The following is a 19,067-nucleotide window of genomic DNA, read 5'->3' as shown; positions in this document are numbered from 1 at the left end:
TTTTTCTTTTTTATCCTCTGATTCTTTTTTTTCGGTTTGCCTCATAATCTTCAAAGATCATTTCACCAAGGCCTTTTAATCCGGTATAGAAGGCTTTTCCCTGGTTTGCCTGGGTAAATTCCCGCACAAATTGCGTAAGATATGGATCCTGGGCAATCATAAAAGTGGTAATGGGAACGTGCAATTTTCTCGCCTGCCTTGCTGCATTATAACACTTGTCTACAATATAAGGATCAAGCCCCATACTGTTTTTATAATAAGAACCATCTCTTTCCCTTATACAGCTTGGTTTCCCATCGGTAATCATAAAAATTTGCTTATTGGTATTTCTTTTTCGCCTAAGCAAGTCCATAGCCAGCTGCAAGCCAGCCACGGTATTGGTATGATAAGGGCCAACTTTTAAATAAGGCAAATCTGCAATTGATATTGGCCAGGCATCATTCCCAAAAACCAGAATATCCAGGGTATCTTTGGGATACCTAGTAGTAATAAGTTCAGCTAAAGCCATAGCGACTTTTTTTGCGGGAGTAATTCTGTCTTCCCCATACAGGATCATACTGTGGCTAATATCGATCATGAGCACGGTGCTCATCTGGGATTTATAGTGAGTTTCTTCAACCACAAGATCATCCTGGGTCATATTGAAGTCTCCGGCGCCATTATTAATCTGGGCATTCCGCAAACTTTCAGTCATAGAAATACTGTCCAGAGAATCGCCAAACTGGTATCCTCTATAGTCGCCGGTATGCTCATCTCCCCTTCCTGTACGATTTGTACGGTGATTTCCAGAGGTTCCTTTTTTGAGTTTTCCAAAAATCTGATCCAGGGCCTGCTGCCTTATCGCTCTTTCGGTTTTGGCAGTAATTACCATGCCGCCTCCTTCATCAGGATCTATTTCTTCCCTTATGTAGCCTTTTTTCTTAAGGTCTTCTATAAAATCATCCAGGGTGTAGTCCTCATCTGTAAGCTTATACTCCTTGTCCAGTTGTTCAAGCCAGTCCAAAGCCTCATCTAAATCTCCCGAAGTATGGGTGATTAATTCCTTGAAAATCTCAAAAAGCTTTTCAAAAGGGGTTTTTGAAGGTTCTTCAAATTTTTTGAAAACGAACCCTCTCCTTTCCATTTCGTTTTTCTTCTTCATGTCTTAAAAGTAATGTATTTTGAACAGAAGATGAAATACAATTCTCATGAACAGGATTTAATTTTTTGTTAATCCCAAAATCGGATTTCTTCTCATAACAATTTCAGAAGATCCTTAAAAAAAAAGACCAGTAAGTAAAAATATTTTAGAAAATCCTTTATTTTTAAAAACGAAGTAGAACATAGTAAATTATTCAAATGGAACCGGAACAAGCGGTTACAATTTAAAGAAGGAGAAATTTATCATTTGGCCTGGAGGGACCTACGTTATTATTTTCTTAAAAGCTTTAAAAATTTAAGTATTAAAGGGAAATTTGAAAAAATTAATCTTTATGCATAGATATTTAACCGTTCTTCTTGTATTCTTTATATGTTTTTCCTTAAGTGCTCAAAATGGAACTTCTCCATATAAAACAGATTTCTGGAAGGATGGAGCATGGGTAACCGGGGGAGTTGGATTAAATGTCCTGGGAGTTCTTATGATTCAGAATAAAGATAATCTTTCCACGGCTGATCTTGAAGCACTTAACAGGGAGGATATTTGGGCTGTAGACCGGTGGGCTGCCGGAAATTATTCTAAAAGTGCAGATGAACTTAGTTATATTCCATTCTATGGTTCCTTTGCCCTTCCCCTTTTGTTTTTAAGCAGTAGGAATGAAAGGAACAATTTTGGACAGATCTCAGTACTTTTTATAGAAACTATGGCAACTACCGGCGCAATGTTTACCATAACAGCTGCGCTGGTAGAAAAAAGCCGCCCACTGGTATATAACAAAGGGCTTTCTGAAGAAGACAGGTTAGATAGTGATGCTCAACGTTCATTTTTTGCCGGGCATACAGCTGCCACAGCGGCAGCCACTTTTTTTGCGGCAAAAGTTTTTCAGGACTTTAATCCTGATTCTGCTGCATTGCCATATATTTGGACTGGTGCAGCAGCTATTCCTGCATTTGTTGGATATCTAAGAATAGATGCAGGGAAACATTTTCTTACCGATAATTTGATAGGATTAGGAATAGGTGCCGCCTGCGGAATTCTTATTCCTCAACTGCATAAAAAGGAAAATAAAAATTTGGAAGTATATCCAACAGTTCAATTTAATATTAATGGTTCCGGAATGAACTCCAGAGGCCTCGGCATTTCATACCGGTTTTAAAAAGATCTCCCCTATGAGAATAACAGAAATAATCCTATTATTCTTTTCTTTTTTAATGATTATCCCGAGCCTGGCTTCCTTAACCAGATTTGATCAATGGTGGATCCGGGGATTCGATTTTCCCAGGGTACAAATAAGCTTTTTAATATTAATAGTAATAGTTTTCTCAATATTCTCTTACTCTTTTGAGGAAACCTGGCATTTCATAGCTGTTGGCATTTTAGTTCTCAGCCTTTTTTATCAACTGAAGAAAATCTTTCCATTTACCCCAATGGCAAAAAAGGATGTTTTGGAATTTGCGGGAGACGATCCCGATGCCACCCTCTCTATTTTGGTGAGCAATGTGCTAACTCCAAATAAAAAGTATTCAGAACTTTTAAAGTTAGTAAGAGAAAGGGATCCTGATATTTTGCTCACCCTTGAAACTGACAAAAAATGGGAAAAGGAGCTGGCTGTTTTGGAAAAAGATTATCCATATACGGTTAAAGTACCACAGGATAACCTCTATGGAATGCATTTGTATTCAAAATTAAAGCTTGAAGAAGAGCGGGTAAGGTTTATTGTTCAGGATGACATCCCTTCTATTGACGGCTACTTAAGGCTCAGGAATAAGCGCAGGATACGCTTTCACTGTCTGCACCCCATGCCCCCCAGCCCAACAGAAGCTGATACCTCTACCAACCGGGATGCCGAATTGCTTATGCTTGGAAGGGATATTAGGGTAGATAAGGAACCGGTGGTGGTCTTTGGTGATTTAAATGATGTCGCCTGGTCCCGAACCACCAGATTGTTTAAGAAATTGAGCCGATTACTGGATCCAAGGGTAGGGAGAGGCTTTTTTAATACTTTTAATGCTAATTATAAATTGTTGCGTTGGCCCCTGGACCATGTTTTTCATAGCAACGATTTTACTTTAATCGATATTGCCAGTGAACGCAACATAGGCTCTGATCATTTCCCTATGTACATAAAACTAAACTATGAACCGCGGGCTGAGCTTATCCAGGAAGAACCTGAGGCTGAAGAAGAGGAAAAAGAATGGGCTGAAGAGAAAATTGAAGATGCCAATCCGCGAGAAAAGGCGGTTTAATAAAGTTTTTTGGAAAGCTTCACTCCCGCCCCTATGTTTGCGGGAGCATCGGAAATAAAATCGGCTCCCAACTGCACATCTATAATAAAGTTATTGAAGTTATAGACTTCAGCATCCAGAAAAGTTGAGAAGATGGTATTATCCAGTTCTTGATTTCCTTTATACCCGTAATTGAGACGGTAACTCATCACTAGCTTATATAAATATTCATTAAAAGCCATTCCTGTTAAGGCTAAATGATGAGCAACCAGGGTATTATTATAAACCCTTGTCCTTTCTTCATTCATTGTAATATAGGGTACACCAATAACCTTGTGCTCGTAAGTCCAACCAGACTTATAAAGGTTATGAACAAAATAATTATCTTCTCCATCCGTGGTACCACTGCCCCTGCTTTGGTCTAAAGTATAATATAGCTCATACATAATGGCCTTTACCCAGGCTTTTTCAGATAGTTTATAAGTGTCTTCAATATACACGCCGTACCTGCCATCGGGGGTATTGTAAAGCATTCTTCCTGAGCCATCTTCAAAAAGATGATTGTAGACTAATTTTATTTGATATTCATCAATTTCGGTGTCCAGTTTTACTTCATATACTCCTATTTGGTTGCCCGCAGCGTTTTCCTCCCGCCCTTCCACATCGTCCTTTAAGCCTAAGAATACGTTTATGTAATCTTTAAAGCTGGAGTTAAGTTTTCCATATTCCGGAGAGGTACCGGCCCATTGTACATACTGCTGTAAACCGGCAGAAAGTTTAAAATTACCAGAAAATTTATAAATTAAATTGAAACTTTTATGATGAACCCTGGTATCTTTTACAAACCGGTCATCGTCCATAATATATTCTGCATAAGAAGCTGTAAATCCCAGACCTCTATTATTTGCTATAAATATTGGCCTGGCAGTCTCAATGCTAATTCCAAGGAGTGGCCTGGAATTCAGGGACCATGCCATATTTTTATTGGTTGCGCTGAGCCCACGATATAATTCCTCTTCCTGTTTTCTTCCAGCAGTAGCTTTTAACCAGGAATTTTGGAAACGAATATAAGATTCATCAAACCGCAGCCTGTCTACATATCCATCCTGGAATAAAAAGCCCATCCCTACTTCCAGAAAAGCCTCATTATTAAAGTAGTTTCTGGCAATACCATTAACCCAGGTAGCAAAATTTGCAGTTTCATCTAAACGCCCTCTTTTGTTTGTATGCAACCAAAACGGTGATTCTTCACCTGAGTATGCGTTCCCAAAACCATTTAAACTTAAGTCATATTCTAAATCCTGACCAGAGGCCAGGAATATGAAAAAAGAAAAAAAGAGATTCAGGGCAATTTTATGAAACTTCATAGAATAAATGAAAAGTCCGTTATACGGAATAGGTTGCGATCAAAATTATGTAATTTTGTGCAGTAATAAAGAACCTATGCTTTCAATTTTTCAAAAAAAAGAGTATCTCACAAATTACCTGGATGGATTTACAGATTTTCATAACCATCTTCTTCCGGGAATAGATGATGGTGCTTCTTCTATAGCTGAAAGCCTTGAACTTATAGAAAAATTCCGAGAAATTGGAATTAGTTCCTTTGTAGCTACTCCACATGTAATGGGAGAATATTATCCCAACACACCAAGCACCATAAACAGTGCACTTAAGCAACTAAAAAAAGAACTCCCGGAAGAAATTAAGGTACGTGCAGCCGCTGAATATATGATGGATCAGCATTTTGTGGAAATTTTAGAAGCTAATGATATTCTTACTTTAAATCAATCCTACATCCTGGTAGAGATGTCCTTTTTTCAACCTCCCATCAATCTGAATGAAATTCTCTTTAAAATTCAGAATAAAGGCCTCAAACCTATTCTGGCGCATCCGGAAAGATATCCCTATCTTCATTCCAGGCAATTGAAAAAATATGAAGATCTAAAGTCCAGGGGATGCAAATTCCAGATAAATATTCTATCCTTATCCGGCCATTATGGTAAAGGAATTGAAAAAATGGCTTACACTTTACTGGAAAATGGATTTATAGATTTTATAAGCAGCGACTGCCACAGGCTGGAACATCTCATCAAGATACAGCACCTGAAATTATCAAAAAAAAGAATAGAATTATTAAAACCGGTTATTGCAAACTGCAAATCCCTCTTCATTTAAATATATAATCTAAACCAGGAAGATCAATCCACCTTTTAAAACAATACGAAGTATATGTCAGTTTAAGGAAATTGGTTGGGGTAACATTAACATTCCCATCTAAAGAGCGTTTGAAAATGACCTGCAAAAATGCAGTAGTTTATTTGTTTTTAGCCTTGGAGAAAGGATTTTTAAAAATTTTTTTAATCTTGCTTTCTTCATCTTTTCCATATCCATAACCATACCCATAGGCATAGCCGTATTTTGCACCATACGAGAATTTAGAGTAATCTACATCATTTAAAAGAACAGCAAGGCCTTTTAATTTACCCTGCTTTTTCAATTCTTTAGGAAATTCCAATAACTTCTTTTCTGTAAACTCGGCTCTGGTTACATAAATAGTGGTATCTGCAAGGGGGCTAATAAGTAAAGTATCTGTAACAATCATAGTAGGTGCAGTATCCACTATTACATAATCATATTTAATTGAAGCATCATCTAAAAGTTTCTTCATCCTGTCATTCATGAAAAGTTCTGCCGGGTTTGGGGGAATAGCCCCAGAAAGGATTAAATCTACCTTAATATCATCTTCCTTAGAAGATACAATTATATCGTCTTCTGTAATCTCATAGTCATACAAATAATCTGACAGTCCTTTATCTGCCACCGTACTGGAAGTGTACCTGTGAAGTTTTGGATTTCTTATATCTGCACCTATTAACAGAACTTTCTTTTTGGTGCTTGCGAAAGTTCGTGCAAGATTGTATGAAATAAAGGTTTTACCTTCTCCCTTAATAGTAGAAGTAACAAATATTATCTCGCCTTTTTCTTTATTCTTCCTATTAATAAGGTATGCCATATTTGTCCTTAAAATCCTGAAGGACTCCGCCAGGGGCGAACGGTCATTAACTTCAATGACATCGTGATGGCCTGTATTTACCCGGGGAACCTCTCCTATAAAAGGAACACTTTTTGTGAGGCTTTGCAGATCTCCCTTATGATGGACTTTAGTATCCAGGAAATTCTTTATAAAAATAACTAATATTGGAATTAATAATCCTATAAGAAAACCACCTGCCAAAATTAAACCTGGTTTTGGGTCTACGGGATCTGCATAGGTAAAAGCAGGATCTACTACCCTGGCTACGGCAGAAGTTGATGCAAAAGATATCGCCGCTTCTTCCCGGCGCTGTAGTAAAAATAGATAGAGCTGCTCTTTTATTTGCTGTTGGCGTTCAATACTTCTTATACCACGTTCCAGGCCGGGAAAACTACTGAACTGTCCTTGTGCAGTACTTTCCCTTTTAAGCAATTCACTTCTTTTTAGTCGTAAAGATTCTTTTGTATTCTCTATATTGTTAAGCAGGTTATTTCGAATAGAACCCAATTGATCATCTATCCTTTGAATAACAGGATTTTCTGTTGTGGAAGTACTTAATAAGTCGTTCCGTTGAAGGACAAGAGTATTATAATTCTCGATTTGGCTGGAGATACCACTTTCTGAAATTCCCACATCAGAAGGAAGCAGGGAATATTCCTCCTGCCGTTGTAACCTGTTTTGTACAGAATTCACAAGTTCGAGCTGGGTTTCCAATCCAAATATTTCCTGTTCAGCAGAAGAGTAGCGCGAACGGAATTCCTGAGCACCGCTGGAAACATCCATAACCTGATTCTCCCGCTTAAAATCGGCCATACCTCCTTCTACAGAATCAAGTTCTTCAGTAATAATTTCCAGGCGCTCTTGTATAAAGGCGGTCGTATTTTCTGCCACCTCACGTTTATCTGCCACCCCTTCTTCATTAAAATTCTCCATCAACTTATTTAGAAAGTCCTCAGATTTTAATGGAGATTCCTGTATTACTCCTAAAGCCAGTACATCTTCAGCCTTTCCTTTTTGCCCAATAATGAGTTCATTAATGTAGTTGCTTACCACCTCATTAATGGGTGTAATCTTCACAATTACAGGATTGTTCCATTCCACAGGAGCATTACCTGTACCTCTTCTTTGTACTGAAAAATTAAGCCCGCCAACTATGATATCTTCATTTAATTCATGCAATTTGGAATAGCCTGTTGCTTCTTCCTGCAGCAAAAACTGGTTTCCCTGTCTTGGACTAACCAAAAAGCTTCTGGAAACATAATTAAGTATGGAGTCGGGGGTTTGAAAACTAAATACTATGGGGCTACTTTTATAAGCTTCCACAGTAATAACATTTCCCTCCACATAATAGGAAATGTTATGATCCAACTCGTCTACCACTCCTTCAACAAGTTGTTTGGATTTAAGGGTTACAATTTGGTTGGCCAGACTTGAAGTTTCAAGTGAAAGTATAGAGTTACCGCCAGAAGGGATAGCACTCATTACTCTTTTATCCTGATCTTTTACGATCATCATGGAAGATTCAGAATAATATTCCGGGATAGTATAGCGGTTGTATAGGTAAGCTATTAAGCCGCCCATTAAAAGCCCAAATAACAACCACTTCCAATGAGTCAGATATTTAAAAAGCTCGGCCTTAAGATCAAAGCTCGATTCCTGCTGATTATTTTCCTGATAATCCTCTAGTTCCTCCATTAATTCTAAAGACTATTTATAAGTAGGTAAAGACTAATAATTGTAGTCCCTATAGAAATTATACCCTGATAACTGGTAAAAAAACCGGCAGATTTTACCTGCCTGTAGGTTGGTTCAATATAAACAATATCATTTTGCCTTAGGTAATAGTAAGGGCTATTAAAAAGATCTGAATCTGTCATATCTATATATCCAACAGATTTAACGCCATTTACCTCTCTTATAATTTTAATATTTTCACGTTGTCCCGTATAAGGAATTCCACCAGCTTCTGCCAGTAACTGTGGCATGGAAATACGACCATCCTGTACCGGAACGCGCGCATTAACTTCTCCCAACACCGTGACGGTGTAATTTAAAAATCTCACATTAACCACTGCATCAGTAACGTATTTTCTTATTTTTTGCTGTAGCATCTGCTCCAGCTCTCCCCTGGTAAGCTGGGCCACATGTACCTGCCCTAAAACCGGATATTGAATAAATCCTTCAGGATCTACTAAATATCCTGAAAGAGAAATATTTTGGCCTCCTCCACCTTGTTGGTTTCCCATAGTTCTTTGGAAAGGCTCCACTACCTCCGGAATTTGTGAAGAAACCCTTATATAAAGCACATCATTAGGTTGAATAACTGCCTGATAATCTAATAAGTTTTCCATACCTTCTAGTTTCTCAGAATTCTGAAAATAAACAATTTCATCCCGGGTTGAACAACTTGATAAAAATATGGTGCTAAAAATTAAAAAGAGGAGTTTTTTCATGGTGTATATTCAAAAAATGCAAATATATAAGGATATAAATTATACGTAAGCAAATGAAAGTAAATTATTGTTAATATCTAATCTGTTTTCGAATTACTCTCTACTTTATCCAATTTTTGAAAAGAAGAATTATTGCTTATAAATTCAGGAATAAGCTCCTTTAATTTAGCTACAACTTTATCGCTCTTCAACTTATTTGCAGATTTTATTATCTCCTTTATCTTGGTACTTATTAAATCAAAATCTCTTGCCACATCCTGGCCTATCATAATTTTCTTATGATGGGTAGGCAATGTTTTACATTCATCATTTAAAAGTTCTTCGTATAATTTTTCTCCGGGACGCAAACCGGTTATACGAATATTAATATGCTTATTTGGCTCATACCCGGCTAGTTTAATCATCTTTATAGCCAAGTCCATAATTTTAACAGGTTCTCCCATGTCAAATACAAATATCTCCCCTCCTTTTCCCATAGCTCCAGCTTCTAAAACGAGCTGGCAGGCCTCAGGAATCGTCATAAAGTACCTGATTATTCCGGGATGAGTAATGGTAACAGGGCCTCCCTTTTCAATCTGCTTCTTGAAAAGTGGCACTACTGAACCATTTGAGCCCAGGACATTACCGAAACGAGTGGTAATAAATTTTGTTGTCTCTATACCTTTAGACAGCTGACTGTGGTAAAGGGATTGAACATACATCTCTGCAGCCCTTTTAGAAGCTCCCATCACATTACTGGGGTTTACCGCTTTGTCTGTAGAAACCATTACAAAATGACCCGTATTATATTTTAAAGCAAGATCTGCAAGGTTTTTAGTCCCGGCAATATTTACAAATACCGCTTCATGTGGATTTTGCTCCATTAGAGGTACGTGCTTATATGCGGCAGCATGATATATTACATCAATACTATTATTAATGAACATAAGTTCAAGACGCTTTAAGTTTCCTACATCACAGATAATACATTTGTAATCTAAGTCAGGAAATTTTGCTTCTATTTCTAATTGAACGTTGTGCAAAGGAGTTTCTGCCTGATCGAGAATAATTAATCTTTTAGGATTATAACCTGCCACCTGTCTTACGATTTCGCTTCCTATAGAGCCAGCGCCTCCTGTTACCAGTATCGTTTTCCCCGTTAGCTGGTCTATTTTATTCTGAACATCAAGCTGAATAGGTTCCCTATCCAGAAGATCTTCAATCTGAAGACTTTGCACTTTTTGAGCTATAGGTTTATCTTCTCCCCAGGTAGAAACAAGTGGCGCATTATAAACACTTACTCCATGTTCAAGACAATTTTCCACAATTCTAAATTTCTCTTCTGCAGAAAATTTACTTTCTGAAAAAACCACAGCATCTGCCTTGAGAGACTGTACCTCTTCATGAACATATTGACCATATCTTAAAACAGGCTTATCCAGAAGCCTTATGCTTTTATTATGCCTTTCATTTGTAAGAAAGCCTACTATCTTAAACCGCCGGGGATGCTCCAGGTCTAGTGCACCTGCAATAGAGATGGCGTTTTCATCTGCTCCCAGGATAACAGCCTTTATTAATTTTTCATCTTTTTGAACAAACTTGAAATACTCGTAAATCTGCTTTACGGCCAGTCTAAAAAGGAAAAGCAGAGAAAAAGAGATCCATAGATTTATAAGCAGCGCACCAAACAGAAAGATTTTCTCATTAATAATTAGAGAGGTAATCAGGTTAATGATAAGAAGCGTAAAAAAGGAGCTCAGCGTTGCCAGAAGCAACTTTAAAGCATCAATATTTGAAGAATATCTAATAATACCGGCATAGGTCTTAAAGACATAAAAGAAGAAAATGTTGATGAGCAGGATAATAACACCTTTATCCGCCATATCTATTAAGCCGTACACATTAGAAGTGAGATCAAGCAATATAAAAGCAGTACATATAGAAGAAATGGTCACCAGACCTATGTCAATTAAAAAAACCACCCATCTTGGGAGGTATTTTATATTTCGTAGATCTAGCGAATTATCTGGCCCGGTGGTAAATTTCCTGAAAGTATTATGTATTTTATTCCACATTAAATAAAAAGATATCTATTTAAAATATTGTTGAATTGATTCTGTGATCCGGCCTTTATCTTCTTCAGATAAATTTGATCCGGAAGGGAGACAGAGACCATTTTCAAACAAATTTTCAGCTGTTAATCTGCCATAAAAAGGTGCATTAGAAAAAACCGGTTGCATATGCATAGGTTTCCACAACGGCCGACTTTCAATATTTTCTTTTTCCATATGTTTACGCAAGCCTTCTCCTGAAAATTTACCAGAATTCGCATCAAAGCTTATTACTGTAAGCCAATGATTACAAAAATAGTTATTATTAGGTTCATTATGAACAGTTAAGCCCTCAAAATCACTAAATAATTGATTATAAAAAGCATTCATGCTTCTACGTTGCTGCACCCGCTGATCCAGAACCTCCATCTGCCCTCTGCCTATGCCCGCACAAATATTACTCATCCTGTAATTATAGCCAATTTCGCTATGCTGATAATGTGGTGCATCATCTCTTGCCTGGGTGGCCAGGAAAACTGCTTTCTTTTTTATGGCTTCATTCCTAGATACTAAAGCGCCTCCTCCAGAGGTAGTGATTATTTTATTCCCATTAAAAGATAATATTGCTATTTCTCCAAAGGTACCACATTTACGGCCTTTATAAGAACTTCCCAGGGCCTCCGCACTATCTTCAATTACAGGAATTTCGTATTTTCCAGCAATACTATGGATTTCATCTACCTTATAGGGCATTCCGTATAAATGCACTGCAATTATGGCTTTAGGTTTTTTTCCTTTAGCCATCCTGTCCTTTATAGCTTCTTCTAAATAAGCTGGACTTAAATTAAGTGTGTCTTCCTCGCTATCAATAAACACAGGGGTTGCTCCAAGATATGCAATTGGATTTGCAGAAGCTGCAAATGTCATGCTCTGGCATATTACCTCGTCACCCCGTTCAACTCCTAACAAAATGAGTGCAAGATGAAGGGCAGCTGTACCAGAACTTAAAGCTGCAACTTCAATATTGCCGGTACCCTCCTGAGTGAGATATTTTTGAAGGTCATTTTCCAATCCACTAACATTGGGGCCAAGCGGTGCTATCCAGTTTTCCTGAAAGGCTTCATTAATGTAGTTTTGCTCGTTTCCTCCCATATGCGGGGAAGAAAGCCATATTTTTTCTTTCATTATACTCTTCTGTTTTTTATTATTCTTCCAGGATTTCCAACCACTACTGCAAAATCCGGAATATCATTTATAACTACTGCCCCGGCACCTATAATCGCCCATTTCCCAATGTGGACTCCAGGAATTACAGAGACTCCGGCACCAATATGAGCGCCCTCTCCAATTTTTACATTTCCTGTAAGAATTGCTCCCGGTGAAATATGTACGTAGTTTCCTAATACAACTTCATGCTCAATAACTGCTGCTGTATTCACTATACAATGTTTCCCGATGTGTGCTTCAGAATTAATTACGGCGTTGGCCATGACCACTGTTCCAGCTTTTAAAACAGCGGAATCTGAAATTATGGAGGAGCGATGAGCTAAGGGCGGGGCAATTTCACCTTTAAAATTATTTACCACCTTTTTCCTTACCTGATTTTCACCAATTGCAATAAGGGTAGGATGCTTCAGCATTTTACTACTCCACTCATGTGCTACAGGATAACCCCCAATCTTGCAGATGTCCTTATCATCATCAAAAATATAATGAACCTCGGTATTTGTAGATTTCAAAATATCTAAGATTACCCTGGCATGCCCGCTTGCTCCGTAAATATTCATGCCTTCTTACTTCCTTTAAATGGTTGTGTTGTTGCCATTCCCTGTGTATTTATGCCATCTGAAACCAATACTTTATTTATGGTTTTAAAAATAATTTTTAGGTCAAGAAAAAAAGAAATATGGTCTACATACCACACATCCAACTTAAACTTTTGTTCCCAGGTAATCGTATTTCTTCCATTTACCTGTGCCCAACCCGTAATCCCAGGTTTTACTTCATGTCGCCTTTTCTGGAATTCATCATAAAGTGCTAAATATTCGGGCAAAAGTGGTCTTGGACCAATTAAACTCATATCTCCAGTAAGAACATTCCAGAGTTGAGGAATTTCATCTATAGATGTTTTTCGAACTATTTTTCCTGTCTTTGTCAATCTTTCAGCATCTGGTAGAAGTTCCTGATTTTTATCTCTCTTTTCATTCATGGTACGAAACTTCACGATGTTGTATATTTTACCATCTTTACCCGGCCTCTTCTGAAAAAATAGTGGTTTACCATTATTGGCCAAAGCTAATAACAGAAAGACGATTATTAATAACGGACTTAACACAATTAATGCCAGTAAGGCAATAACAACATCTATAACAGGTTTAAAGAAGTTTTTGTAAATATTCATCTGTAGATCCCTGATCTTTTATTTATCATTTTGTTGCTTTACTTATTGTGTTGCCCTCTATAAAAGGCTTTTTTGGAAAATTAATAATTTGAACATCATTACGATCTTAAAGTTTCTATTTGATTTACTATACGCTCACTATATCTTTTCCAGGTATAATTTTCAGCAATTTTTTTTATTAGATGCTGGTTCTGTGAGAGTCTCTCCCTAAGTTGCCGGTTAATAATTAAAGCCTCCAGATTTTCTAAAATCTCTTCTTTGGAGCTTCCTGTAATTATAAGATCTACTCCGTCTTTAAAAGCCTCTCTAACTGAAGGAATGTCTGGGGCCAAAACGGGTAATCCAGCCGCTAAATACTCAAAGACCTTTAAAGGATTCATATAGTTGTTCGCATAATGATGTACGGCAACATCAAAACAATTTATGTGATCATTAATTTCATCATGTTTAATCCAGCCTTTAAGTTCTACGAACTCCTCCAGTTGATACTGCTTTACTTTCTCCCTTATTTTTGAGTAAGCAGGGCCATCTCCTATAATTATAAGTCTTAAATCTGGATACTTTTGTTTTAAATCATAAAACACCTCTATAAGAATTAATAGCTGTTTATGGAAATCTAAAGTACCTAAATAACCGATATTGAATTTATTGGGGTATCCCATTTTGCTGCGCAGGCTTTGCTTATTGAGGATGGGATAAAATTTATCTGTATTTGTGCCATTATGAATAACCTTATCCCGAGCTTTATTTAAAGATTTTCCCATAATACGCCTTCTTGAAAAATCTGAGATAAAGATGTTCAAATCTGTTAACTCATAACTATTTCTCTGAATTTTTAAAAATTTTTTCTTCTGACCAATATTTTTAAACGGTTCGTCAAAAGGAGACCCATTTACCTGTGTGCAAATTAAAAGATTTGGAAAACTTTCTTTAATTCTCTTAATCTGAAGAAAATTGGAATCAATTTGTATAAAAAGCACATCCGGATTAATTTCCCTTATTTTATTTTTTAATCCTTTGAGATGAAAATTATTTCTTCTATAAAATAGTAATACCTGTAACCAGGGAATCTTTCTTAGAAAACTTCGCAGTAGATTTCTGAATTTACCATTATAATTCTCTCCACCGCCTTTTTCGGGAAAAATAAATTTTTCATCTATTGATTTAATATCATCGAGACTTTTATAAAACTCAATAGATTGAATGCTCCCTCCATGGTTGGCATAATAAGAAGTGCTGTAGTATAAAAATCTCATCCCGTTTCTCCTTCCATTACTTTTACCAACTCTTTATCCAAAAGCACATTTTCACACCTTGTTTGCGCAAAGTCATGCCTAAAAGATTCCAGTTCAAGATCTGGATTATGAAGCCCCTGATTTTTTATATGTTCCCTATTAGCATCCATTTTTTCCAATTTTGGCCGGTATCCTGAGGCATAGGGGGTTTTAAAAAAGGTGAAACCGGTAATATAGACCTCTTTACATTCGGCCTGCAATACAGAACTTAATGCTGCATATCCCACAGTTGGCGTAAAGCCTTTAAGGTTCTTTTTAAAAAAATTATAGTTTTTCCTTTTCAATAAATAGGTTTTCTCGGCGGAATTATGCCTTTTATAATAATTAAAATGTGCCAGCAAACCGGCGCTTGTAGGATTGGGATTAATGACCTTTAATATTCCTTTTTCTCTGAATATTTCCCAGTCAATCTTTCCGCCACCACTATTTTCATTTTCAAAAAAACTATGAAATAGAATGGTGAATTTAGACCCTATAAACGGTGATTGCTCTGCGGTCCAGGTATGCGGACTTTTATTTATACGCACCACCACGTCATGGTCATCAATAAAATCTCCTTTCCTTTCCTTAAAAACAGAATCTGCAGCACCAACTACGGCTACTCTTTTTCCTTTAAATTCTTCTTCAGGTTTAAAGGTTTTTAAAGAAGTTGCCATTAAAGAAAAGGCTTTAATATCTTTTTTTAACCTCATCGGAAAGATTTGATATAGCCATTTTCATTTTCTAATTCTGTATTATTATAGCCAACAAAATCTATTTCATTGCGCTCAGCCGCTTCCTTATCATTAATCGAATCGCCAATTAAACACGCCTCTTCCTTCTTATACTTGTACTTAATGAGAAGGTTTTCCACTAATTCAATTTTAGGAGTGGGAGAGCCTTCTATGGAAATAAAATAAGAAGAAATACCCAGTTCCCTGCACAAAAACCTTAGTTCTTCCCCATCAGAACCCGAAACGATATGCATTTTAAAATTTTCATGATTGTTCCTGATAAAATTCACAACCTCATCTATAAGTATGTTTTTATCAACTAAACGCTTCCGCATAATTTCAGAAAACTCAGCAGAGAGTTTATCTACTTCTTTTTCATCTGCCTTCTCTTTTCTTATTTCTTCAAAGAAATACCTGAACTTGACATACCGGGACAACCCGCCGTTCTTTTTATGGTAGGTAATTAATTTATCAACCTGTTCTTTCGGAAAATTGCTTAAAGTCTCCCAAAAGCCTTTTTCCCTCACCGCCATAGAATCAACTATCACTCCGTCAAAATCCCAAAGTATTATTTTTTTACCTATAAATTCTTTCATAAACAGCTTCAGCTATTAAAAAATCCTCCTCATAATCTACATCAATGGCATTTATTCTATTATTCTCAAACAGATAAGGGTTTTTACCAGTTCTTTTGCCATTCCTAAAATTGCTTGCCGAGGTAATAAACACTGCATTATCAACCTCAAACCAGTCTGCAAGATCCTGGGTTCTAGGCCATTCTAATCTGCCGTGATTATTTACCAGAACTCCCGTATCCTTATCGATAAGAAAATCCCGATACTTTGTGCCCGAAATTAAAGAATCATATCCTGGTTTCTGGATATTAGCGTATTTTTTAACAGCATTTTCATAATTAGCAGCATTAAAAAGCGGAGAAGTGACATGTGTCCACAAAATATCTTCTGAATTTGACAATTCTCCTGCATGTTTTATAAGGTCCTGAAGGTTAGTTTCTGCCCTGCCTAAATCATCTGGACGCTGCTCAATACGTAGCCTGGGAATACTATTTTTAAAACGCTCGCCTACTTCCCAGCAATCTTCATCGTTTGTTGATAAAATAATTTCCTCTATTCCTTCTACTTCCTTTAATTGTAAAAGTTTTAATTCCAGGAGTCCACCTTCAAAAACAGAGAATTTTCTTGTGTTTTTATTCTTAATGCGTTCGCTTCCTTTACGTACCGGTAGAAATACTGAAATTGCCATCTTACAATAATGAAAATATTGATTTTGAATTGATCATATACAGGGTTGGCGTAAGTGAAAAAAGCACAAACCCTATCTTTTTTGCCTCTTCAAAAATTTCCTGATTTTCTTCAAAAAGCTCAAGCTGCTCCTTAGTAACTCCTCCTGCGTAACCATCGTAGCCTGTAAAAAGTAACTGCTGAACATTCAACAATCGCGCTATATCAATAGCCATTGCTGTGGTAGATAATTCAAATTTTTCCTGAAAAGTCCCTTTTTCAAGAACTTTTAGCAATTTCTTAAATCTGGAGGAAAATTTCTCTGGAACTACCACTCCTGATCTGGAAGAAATGAGTAGAAATCTTTTATCCTCCTCCTGTAAAGGCAGTTTTTCCTCTAATCTGATTATTTCTTTTCCTGAAAGACAGTGAAACTGGTCATTTGGCAAATCCATAAATGCATTTACATTTTTTGAACTGGAATGAATAACACAAGTTTCAGGGTTCTTTTTAAGATATTCCCTTAAAGCGACTGCATATTTTTGAGGTGTATTTCCACCTCCAACAATAATGGCTTCCCAATGCATCTTATCTGGAGTGAAAGAAGGAAAATCGGGATTATCTAAATGCTCATTGGTTTCAGAAACTTCCTTTACTATAGCATTCAGCGAAAAAAATCTTTTTTTAACACGGCCCATCACCGTATTTTGAGGTAAAGAGAATGCGCCGGAAAGCATATAAGGCAGATTAGTCCCCCATTTGTACTCTCCTTTCAGCCTTAAAAAATTTTCCACAAGATCATTAAGAATATCAAAATCTACCGGGATTTTATGCTTTTTATGCAGAAGGCTTAAAAAAAGTTCGGTTTTTAGATTTCCGGCACCACGGCCCATCCCACACACTGTTGCATCTATAATTACTGCTCCGGATTCTATTGCAGTTAATGAATTAACAAGGGCCATTTCTATATTATTGTGGCCGTGAAAACACAATTTTACAGAAAGCACTTCTTTTAGCCGGGTGAAAGTTTTTTTTATTTCTGAAGGAAGCATCCCGCCATAAGAATCTACCACGTAAAAATAATCCAGCACGTTGTCCAGGCGTTTCAAATCTTCTGAAGCATATAGCTGCTCCTCCCATTTACTTGCATACATCAGGTTTAAAGAAACCAAAAAGTCCATCTTTTTAACTGCTTCAGCAATCTTTAGCGCATTTGCCAACCTATCTGGTGCCACGGCCAGCCGCACCATGTCTACTATTCCCACACAGGGTGAAAGAATTTCTTCAACTTCTTCACTCTGCAGTTCTTTTTCATTTAAAATTACCGCTAATTTCTTCGCACTTAATTTCTCGCACTTTTTAAGAATTTGTTCCGGCAGGTAATAAAATGCGCCCTGATATTTCTCTTTCTGCTTAGACCTGTACCCGATCTCGATATATTCAACAGGAAGCTTATTCATAGTTTGAAAATACTGTTCCACCAGCTTTTCATCAAAATCCCAGCGGGTATAGTAGCCCCCGTCACGCAGCGTGCAATCAAGAAGCTGGACCTGTTTCTGACCAAAATTCAGCATAAAAAAATTTTTATAAAGGTAACTATTTAAAGGGGCAAAACAGAATCTACAAATCCCGCTGTTTTCCAAATTTGCCAGAAAAGAAATCTCCTAATGCTGAAAATTGTACCCCGGCCATAGCTTTACCATACTTCCAGCCATATTTAAATCCCAGTAAGATTTTTGCAACCGACTTAAGAAGAAGCACAATAAAAGCTGAATATAACTTATTCTTCAAAAATATATACAGCAGGTTCCTGGTGCTGTAATAGTCCCTGTTCAATATTTCCTCCCTGCCAAAAGAAGCATCTTGCCACCGATAGTTTTCTTTTAAATGATTATCCCTTCTTCTCACCTTCAACCAGGTTTCAGAATCAACAATTAACTTAAAACCGGCTTTTTTTACGCTTAGGCAAAAATCCATTTCTTCAAAGCCAAAGAATAATTTCTCGTCCGGCAGGCAACCAGCGGTAACCACCCCGGAATTCACCAGCATAGTGTGGCCACCAGGGATTACATCTACTTCAGCAAATTTATTTGCTCTAAGCATTTTATTAGACAGAGACCTCACCCTACCTGTAGTCTTGTTTAGTTTACCACCTTTCCCGCCAAATATTCCCGGCATTTGAGCATCATTAACATATTCCCTTAGAGCTTTGAAAGTCTCTTGAAAAACATTGTAGTCGCGCGGCGGATTATTATCATCTCCCCAATAAATCCAATCATAACCCAGATTTGCCAGTTTTTCAAGGCCAATCCTGGCTCCTCCGGCGGGTCCACTGTTGTAGCCCACTCTGTAGTACTCCAGGGAGTCTGAAATGTGTTCTTTAAGAGCAATTTCAGTTCTATCACTAATACTATTATCTATAATTAAAATATGTTGAGGGGGAAATGTTTGCTTTTTTAAAATAGAAAGGGTTTCCAGCAGAATCACAGGTCGCTCAAAAGTGATAACAAAAGCAGCAAACTTTTCATTTTCCATTA

Annotated in this window: 17 protein-coding genes; 3 read left to right on the top strand and 14 right to left on the bottom strand. The window is 37.1% G+C overall.

Annotation, left to right across the window (positions count from 1 at the left end):
• Positions 1-10: 10 nt before the first annotated feature.
• Complete coding sequence (locus AB8M93_RS03125; protein ID WP_373056173.1) at positions 11-1,141, bottom strand: vWA domain-containing protein; 1,131 nt, start codon at positions 1,139-1,141, stop codon at positions 11-13.
• 331 nt (positions 1,142-1,472) lie between these two features.
• On the opposite strand from AB8M93_RS03125, the gene AB8M93_RS03120 reads away from it, so the two are divergent.
• Both AB8M93_RS03120 and AB8M93_RS03115 read left to right on the top strand, forming a co-directional pair.
• The gene (locus AB8M93_RS03120) at positions 1,473-2,294 is read left to right on the top strand and encodes a phosphatase PAP2 family protein (protein WP_373056172.1); all 822 of its coding nucleotides are present in this window, start codon (positions 1,473-1,475) and stop codon (positions 2,292-2,294) included.
• 271 nt (positions 2,295-2,565) lie between these two features.
• Positions 2,566-3,384 (top strand): endonuclease/exonuclease/phosphatase family protein, encoded by an 819-nt coding sequence (locus AB8M93_RS03115; protein WP_373056171.1) that lies wholly within the window; start codon positions 2,566-2,568, stop codon positions 3,382-3,384.
• Here the strand turns inward: AB8M93_RS03115 and AB8M93_RS03110 are convergent.
• Positions 3,381-4,730, bottom strand: a complete 1,350-nt coding sequence (locus AB8M93_RS03110) for a capsule assembly Wzi family protein (RefSeq protein ID WP_373056170.1) — start codon at positions 4,728-4,730, stop codon at positions 3,381-3,383. The genes AB8M93_RS03115 and AB8M93_RS03110 overlap by 4 nt on opposite strands.
• Before the next feature lie 76 nt (positions 4,731-4,806).
• Between AB8M93_RS03110 and AB8M93_RS03105 the strand changes: the two genes are divergently transcribed.
• Positions 4,807-5,538 (top strand): tyrosine-protein phosphatase, encoded by a 732-nt coding sequence (locus tag AB8M93_RS03105; protein ID WP_373056169.1) that lies wholly within the window; start codon positions 4,807-4,809, stop codon positions 5,536-5,538.
• Between the two features lie 139 nt (positions 5,539-5,677).
• Here AB8M93_RS03105 and AB8M93_RS03100 read toward each other — a convergent pair whose 3' ends face one another.
• The 12 genes from AB8M93_RS03100 to AB8M93_RS03045 form a co-directional block, all read right to left on the bottom strand.
• Positions 5,678-8,092 (bottom strand): GumC family protein, encoded by a 2,415-nt coding sequence (locus AB8M93_RS03100; RefSeq protein ID WP_373056168.1) that lies wholly within the window; start codon positions 8,090-8,092, stop codon positions 5,678-5,680.
• Positions 8,093-8,097: 5 nt separating this feature from the next.
• Positions 8,098-8,748: a polysaccharide biosynthesis/export family protein gene (locus tag AB8M93_RS03095; RefSeq protein WP_373056167.1), complete on the bottom strand. Its 651-nt coding sequence runs from the start codon at positions 8,746-8,748 to the stop codon at positions 8,098-8,100.
• Between the two features lie 179 nt (positions 8,749-8,927).
• Complete coding sequence (locus AB8M93_RS03090) at positions 8,928-10,904, bottom strand: polysaccharide biosynthesis protein (protein ID WP_373056166.1); 1,977 nt, start codon at positions 10,902-10,904, stop codon at positions 8,928-8,930.
• A gap of 15 nt (positions 10,905-10,919) precedes the next feature.
• Positions 10,920-12,065 carry a DegT/DnrJ/EryC1/StrS family aminotransferase gene (locus AB8M93_RS03085; protein ID WP_373056165.1) on the bottom strand — a complete coding sequence of 382 codons (1,146 nt, stop codon included), beginning with the start codon at positions 12,063-12,065 and terminating at the stop codon, positions 10,920-10,922.
• Positions 12,065-12,667 carry an acetyltransferase gene (locus tag AB8M93_RS03080; protein ID WP_373056164.1) on the bottom strand — a complete coding sequence of 201 codons (603 nt, stop codon included), beginning with the start codon at positions 12,665-12,667 and terminating at the stop codon, positions 12,065-12,067. Before AB8M93_RS03080 ends, AB8M93_RS03085 begins: the two co-directional genes overlap by 1 nt.
• Positions 12,664-13,275 carry a sugar transferase gene (locus AB8M93_RS03075; protein ID WP_373056215.1) on the bottom strand — a complete coding sequence of 204 codons (612 nt, stop codon included), beginning with the start codon at positions 13,273-13,275 and terminating at the stop codon, positions 12,664-12,666. Before AB8M93_RS03075 ends, AB8M93_RS03080 begins: the two co-directional genes overlap by 4 nt.
• 104 nt (positions 13,276-13,379) lie before the next feature.
• Positions 13,380-14,537, bottom strand: a complete 1,158-nt coding sequence (locus AB8M93_RS03070) for a glycosyltransferase family 4 protein (RefSeq protein ID WP_373056163.1) — start codon at positions 14,535-14,537, stop codon at positions 13,380-13,382.
• Positions 14,534-15,268 (bottom strand): glycosyltransferase family 29 protein, encoded by a 735-nt coding sequence (locus AB8M93_RS03065; protein ID WP_373056162.1) that lies wholly within the window; start codon positions 15,266-15,268, stop codon positions 14,534-14,536. Before AB8M93_RS03065 ends, AB8M93_RS03070 begins: the two co-directional genes overlap by 4 nt.
• Entirely contained in the window at positions 15,265-15,885 is a 621-nt protein-coding gene (locus tag AB8M93_RS03060) for an HAD family hydrolase (RefSeq protein WP_373056161.1), read from the bottom strand. Before AB8M93_RS03060 ends, AB8M93_RS03065 begins: the two co-directional genes overlap by 4 nt.
• Positions 15,866-16,552 (bottom strand): acylneuraminate cytidylyltransferase family protein, encoded by a 687-nt coding sequence (locus AB8M93_RS03055; RefSeq protein ID WP_373056160.1) that lies wholly within the window; start codon positions 16,550-16,552, stop codon positions 15,866-15,868. The genes AB8M93_RS03060 and AB8M93_RS03055 overlap by 20 nt, the downstream gene beginning before the upstream one ends.
• Before the next feature lies 1 nt (position 16,553).
• Positions 16,554-18,104, bottom strand: coding sequence for an aldolase catalytic domain-containing protein (locus AB8M93_RS03050; protein WP_373056159.1), 1,551 nt, complete (start codon positions 18,102-18,104; stop codon positions 16,554-16,556).
• Between the two features lie 46 nt (positions 18,105-18,150).
• Positions 18,151-19,065, bottom strand: coding sequence for a glycosyltransferase (locus AB8M93_RS03045; RefSeq protein WP_373056158.1), 915 nt, complete (start codon positions 19,063-19,065; stop codon positions 18,151-18,153).
• Between the last annotated feature and the right edge of the window lie 2 nt (positions 19,066-19,067).

The organism is Autumnicola aciditolerans (assembly GCF_041679265.1).
Classification (GTDB): domain Bacteria; phylum Bacteroidota; class Bacteroidia; order Flavobacteriales; family Flavobacteriaceae; genus Autumnicola.
The sequence above is the reverse complement of the archived record's forward strand: the minus strand, read 5'-3'. Positions and strand labels throughout refer to the sequence as shown.

What these genes read in the sequence shown, in the direction of transcription:
- AB8M93_RS03100 (WP_373056168.1), bottom strand. Translation starts at nt 8,092, where the DNA reads ATGGAGGAACTAGAGGATTATCAGGAAAATAATCAGCAGGAATCGAGC.
- AB8M93_RS03050 (WP_373056159.1), bottom strand. Translation starts at nt 18,104, where the DNA reads ATGCTGAATTTTGGTCAGAAACAGGTCCAGCTTCTTGATTGCACGCTG.
- AB8M93_RS03060 (WP_373056161.1), bottom strand. Translation starts at nt 15,885, where the DNA reads ATGAAAGAATTTATAGGTAAAAAAATAATACTTTGGGATTTTGACGGA.
- AB8M93_RS03055 (WP_373056160.1), bottom strand. Translation starts at nt 16,552, where the DNA reads ATGGCAATTTCAGTATTTCTACCGGTACGTAAAGGAAGCGAACGCATT.
- AB8M93_RS03120 (WP_373056172.1), top strand. Translation starts at nt 1,473, where the DNA reads ATGCATAGATATTTAACCGTTCTTCTTGTATTCTTTATATGTTTTTCC.
- AB8M93_RS03045 (WP_373056158.1), bottom strand. Translation starts at nt 19,065, where the DNA reads ATGGAAAATGAAAAGTTTGCTGCTTTTGTTATCACTTTTGAGCGACCT.
- AB8M93_RS03065 (WP_373056162.1), bottom strand. Translation starts at nt 15,268, where the DNA reads ATGAGGTTAAAAAAAGATATTAAAGCCTTTTCTTTAATGGCAACTTCT.
- AB8M93_RS03090 (WP_373056166.1), bottom strand. Translation starts at nt 10,904, where the DNA reads ATGTGGAATAAAATACATAATACTTTCAGGAAATTTACCACCGGGCCA.
- AB8M93_RS03110 (WP_373056170.1), bottom strand. Translation starts at nt 4,730, where the DNA reads ATGAAGTTTCATAAAATTGCCCTGAATCTCTTTTTTTCTTTTTTCATA.
- AB8M93_RS03080 (WP_373056164.1), bottom strand. Translation starts at nt 12,667, where the DNA reads ATGAATATTTACGGAGCAAGCGGGCATGCCAGGGTAATCTTAGATATT.
- AB8M93_RS03125 (WP_373056173.1), bottom strand. Translation starts at nt 1,141, where the DNA reads ATGAAGAAGAAAAACGAAATGGAAAGGAGAGGGTTCGTTTTCAAAAAA.
- AB8M93_RS03070 (WP_373056163.1), bottom strand. Translation starts at nt 14,537, where the DNA reads ATGAGATTTTTATACTACAGCACTTCTTATTATGCCAACCATGGAGGG.
- AB8M93_RS03105 (WP_373056169.1), top strand. Translation starts at nt 4,807, where the DNA reads ATGCTTTCAATTTTTCAAAAAAAAGAGTATCTCACAAATTACCTGGAT.
- AB8M93_RS03085 (WP_373056165.1), bottom strand. Translation starts at nt 12,065, where the DNA reads ATGAAAGAAAAAATATGGCTTTCTTCCCCGCATATGGGAGGAAACGAG.
- AB8M93_RS03095 (WP_373056167.1), bottom strand. Translation starts at nt 8,748, where the DNA reads ATGGAAAACTTATTAGATTATCAGGCAGTTATTCAACCTAATGATGTG.
- AB8M93_RS03115 (WP_373056171.1), top strand. Translation starts at nt 2,566, where the DNA reads ATGGCAAAAAAGGATGTTTTGGAATTTGCGGGAGACGATCCCGATGCC.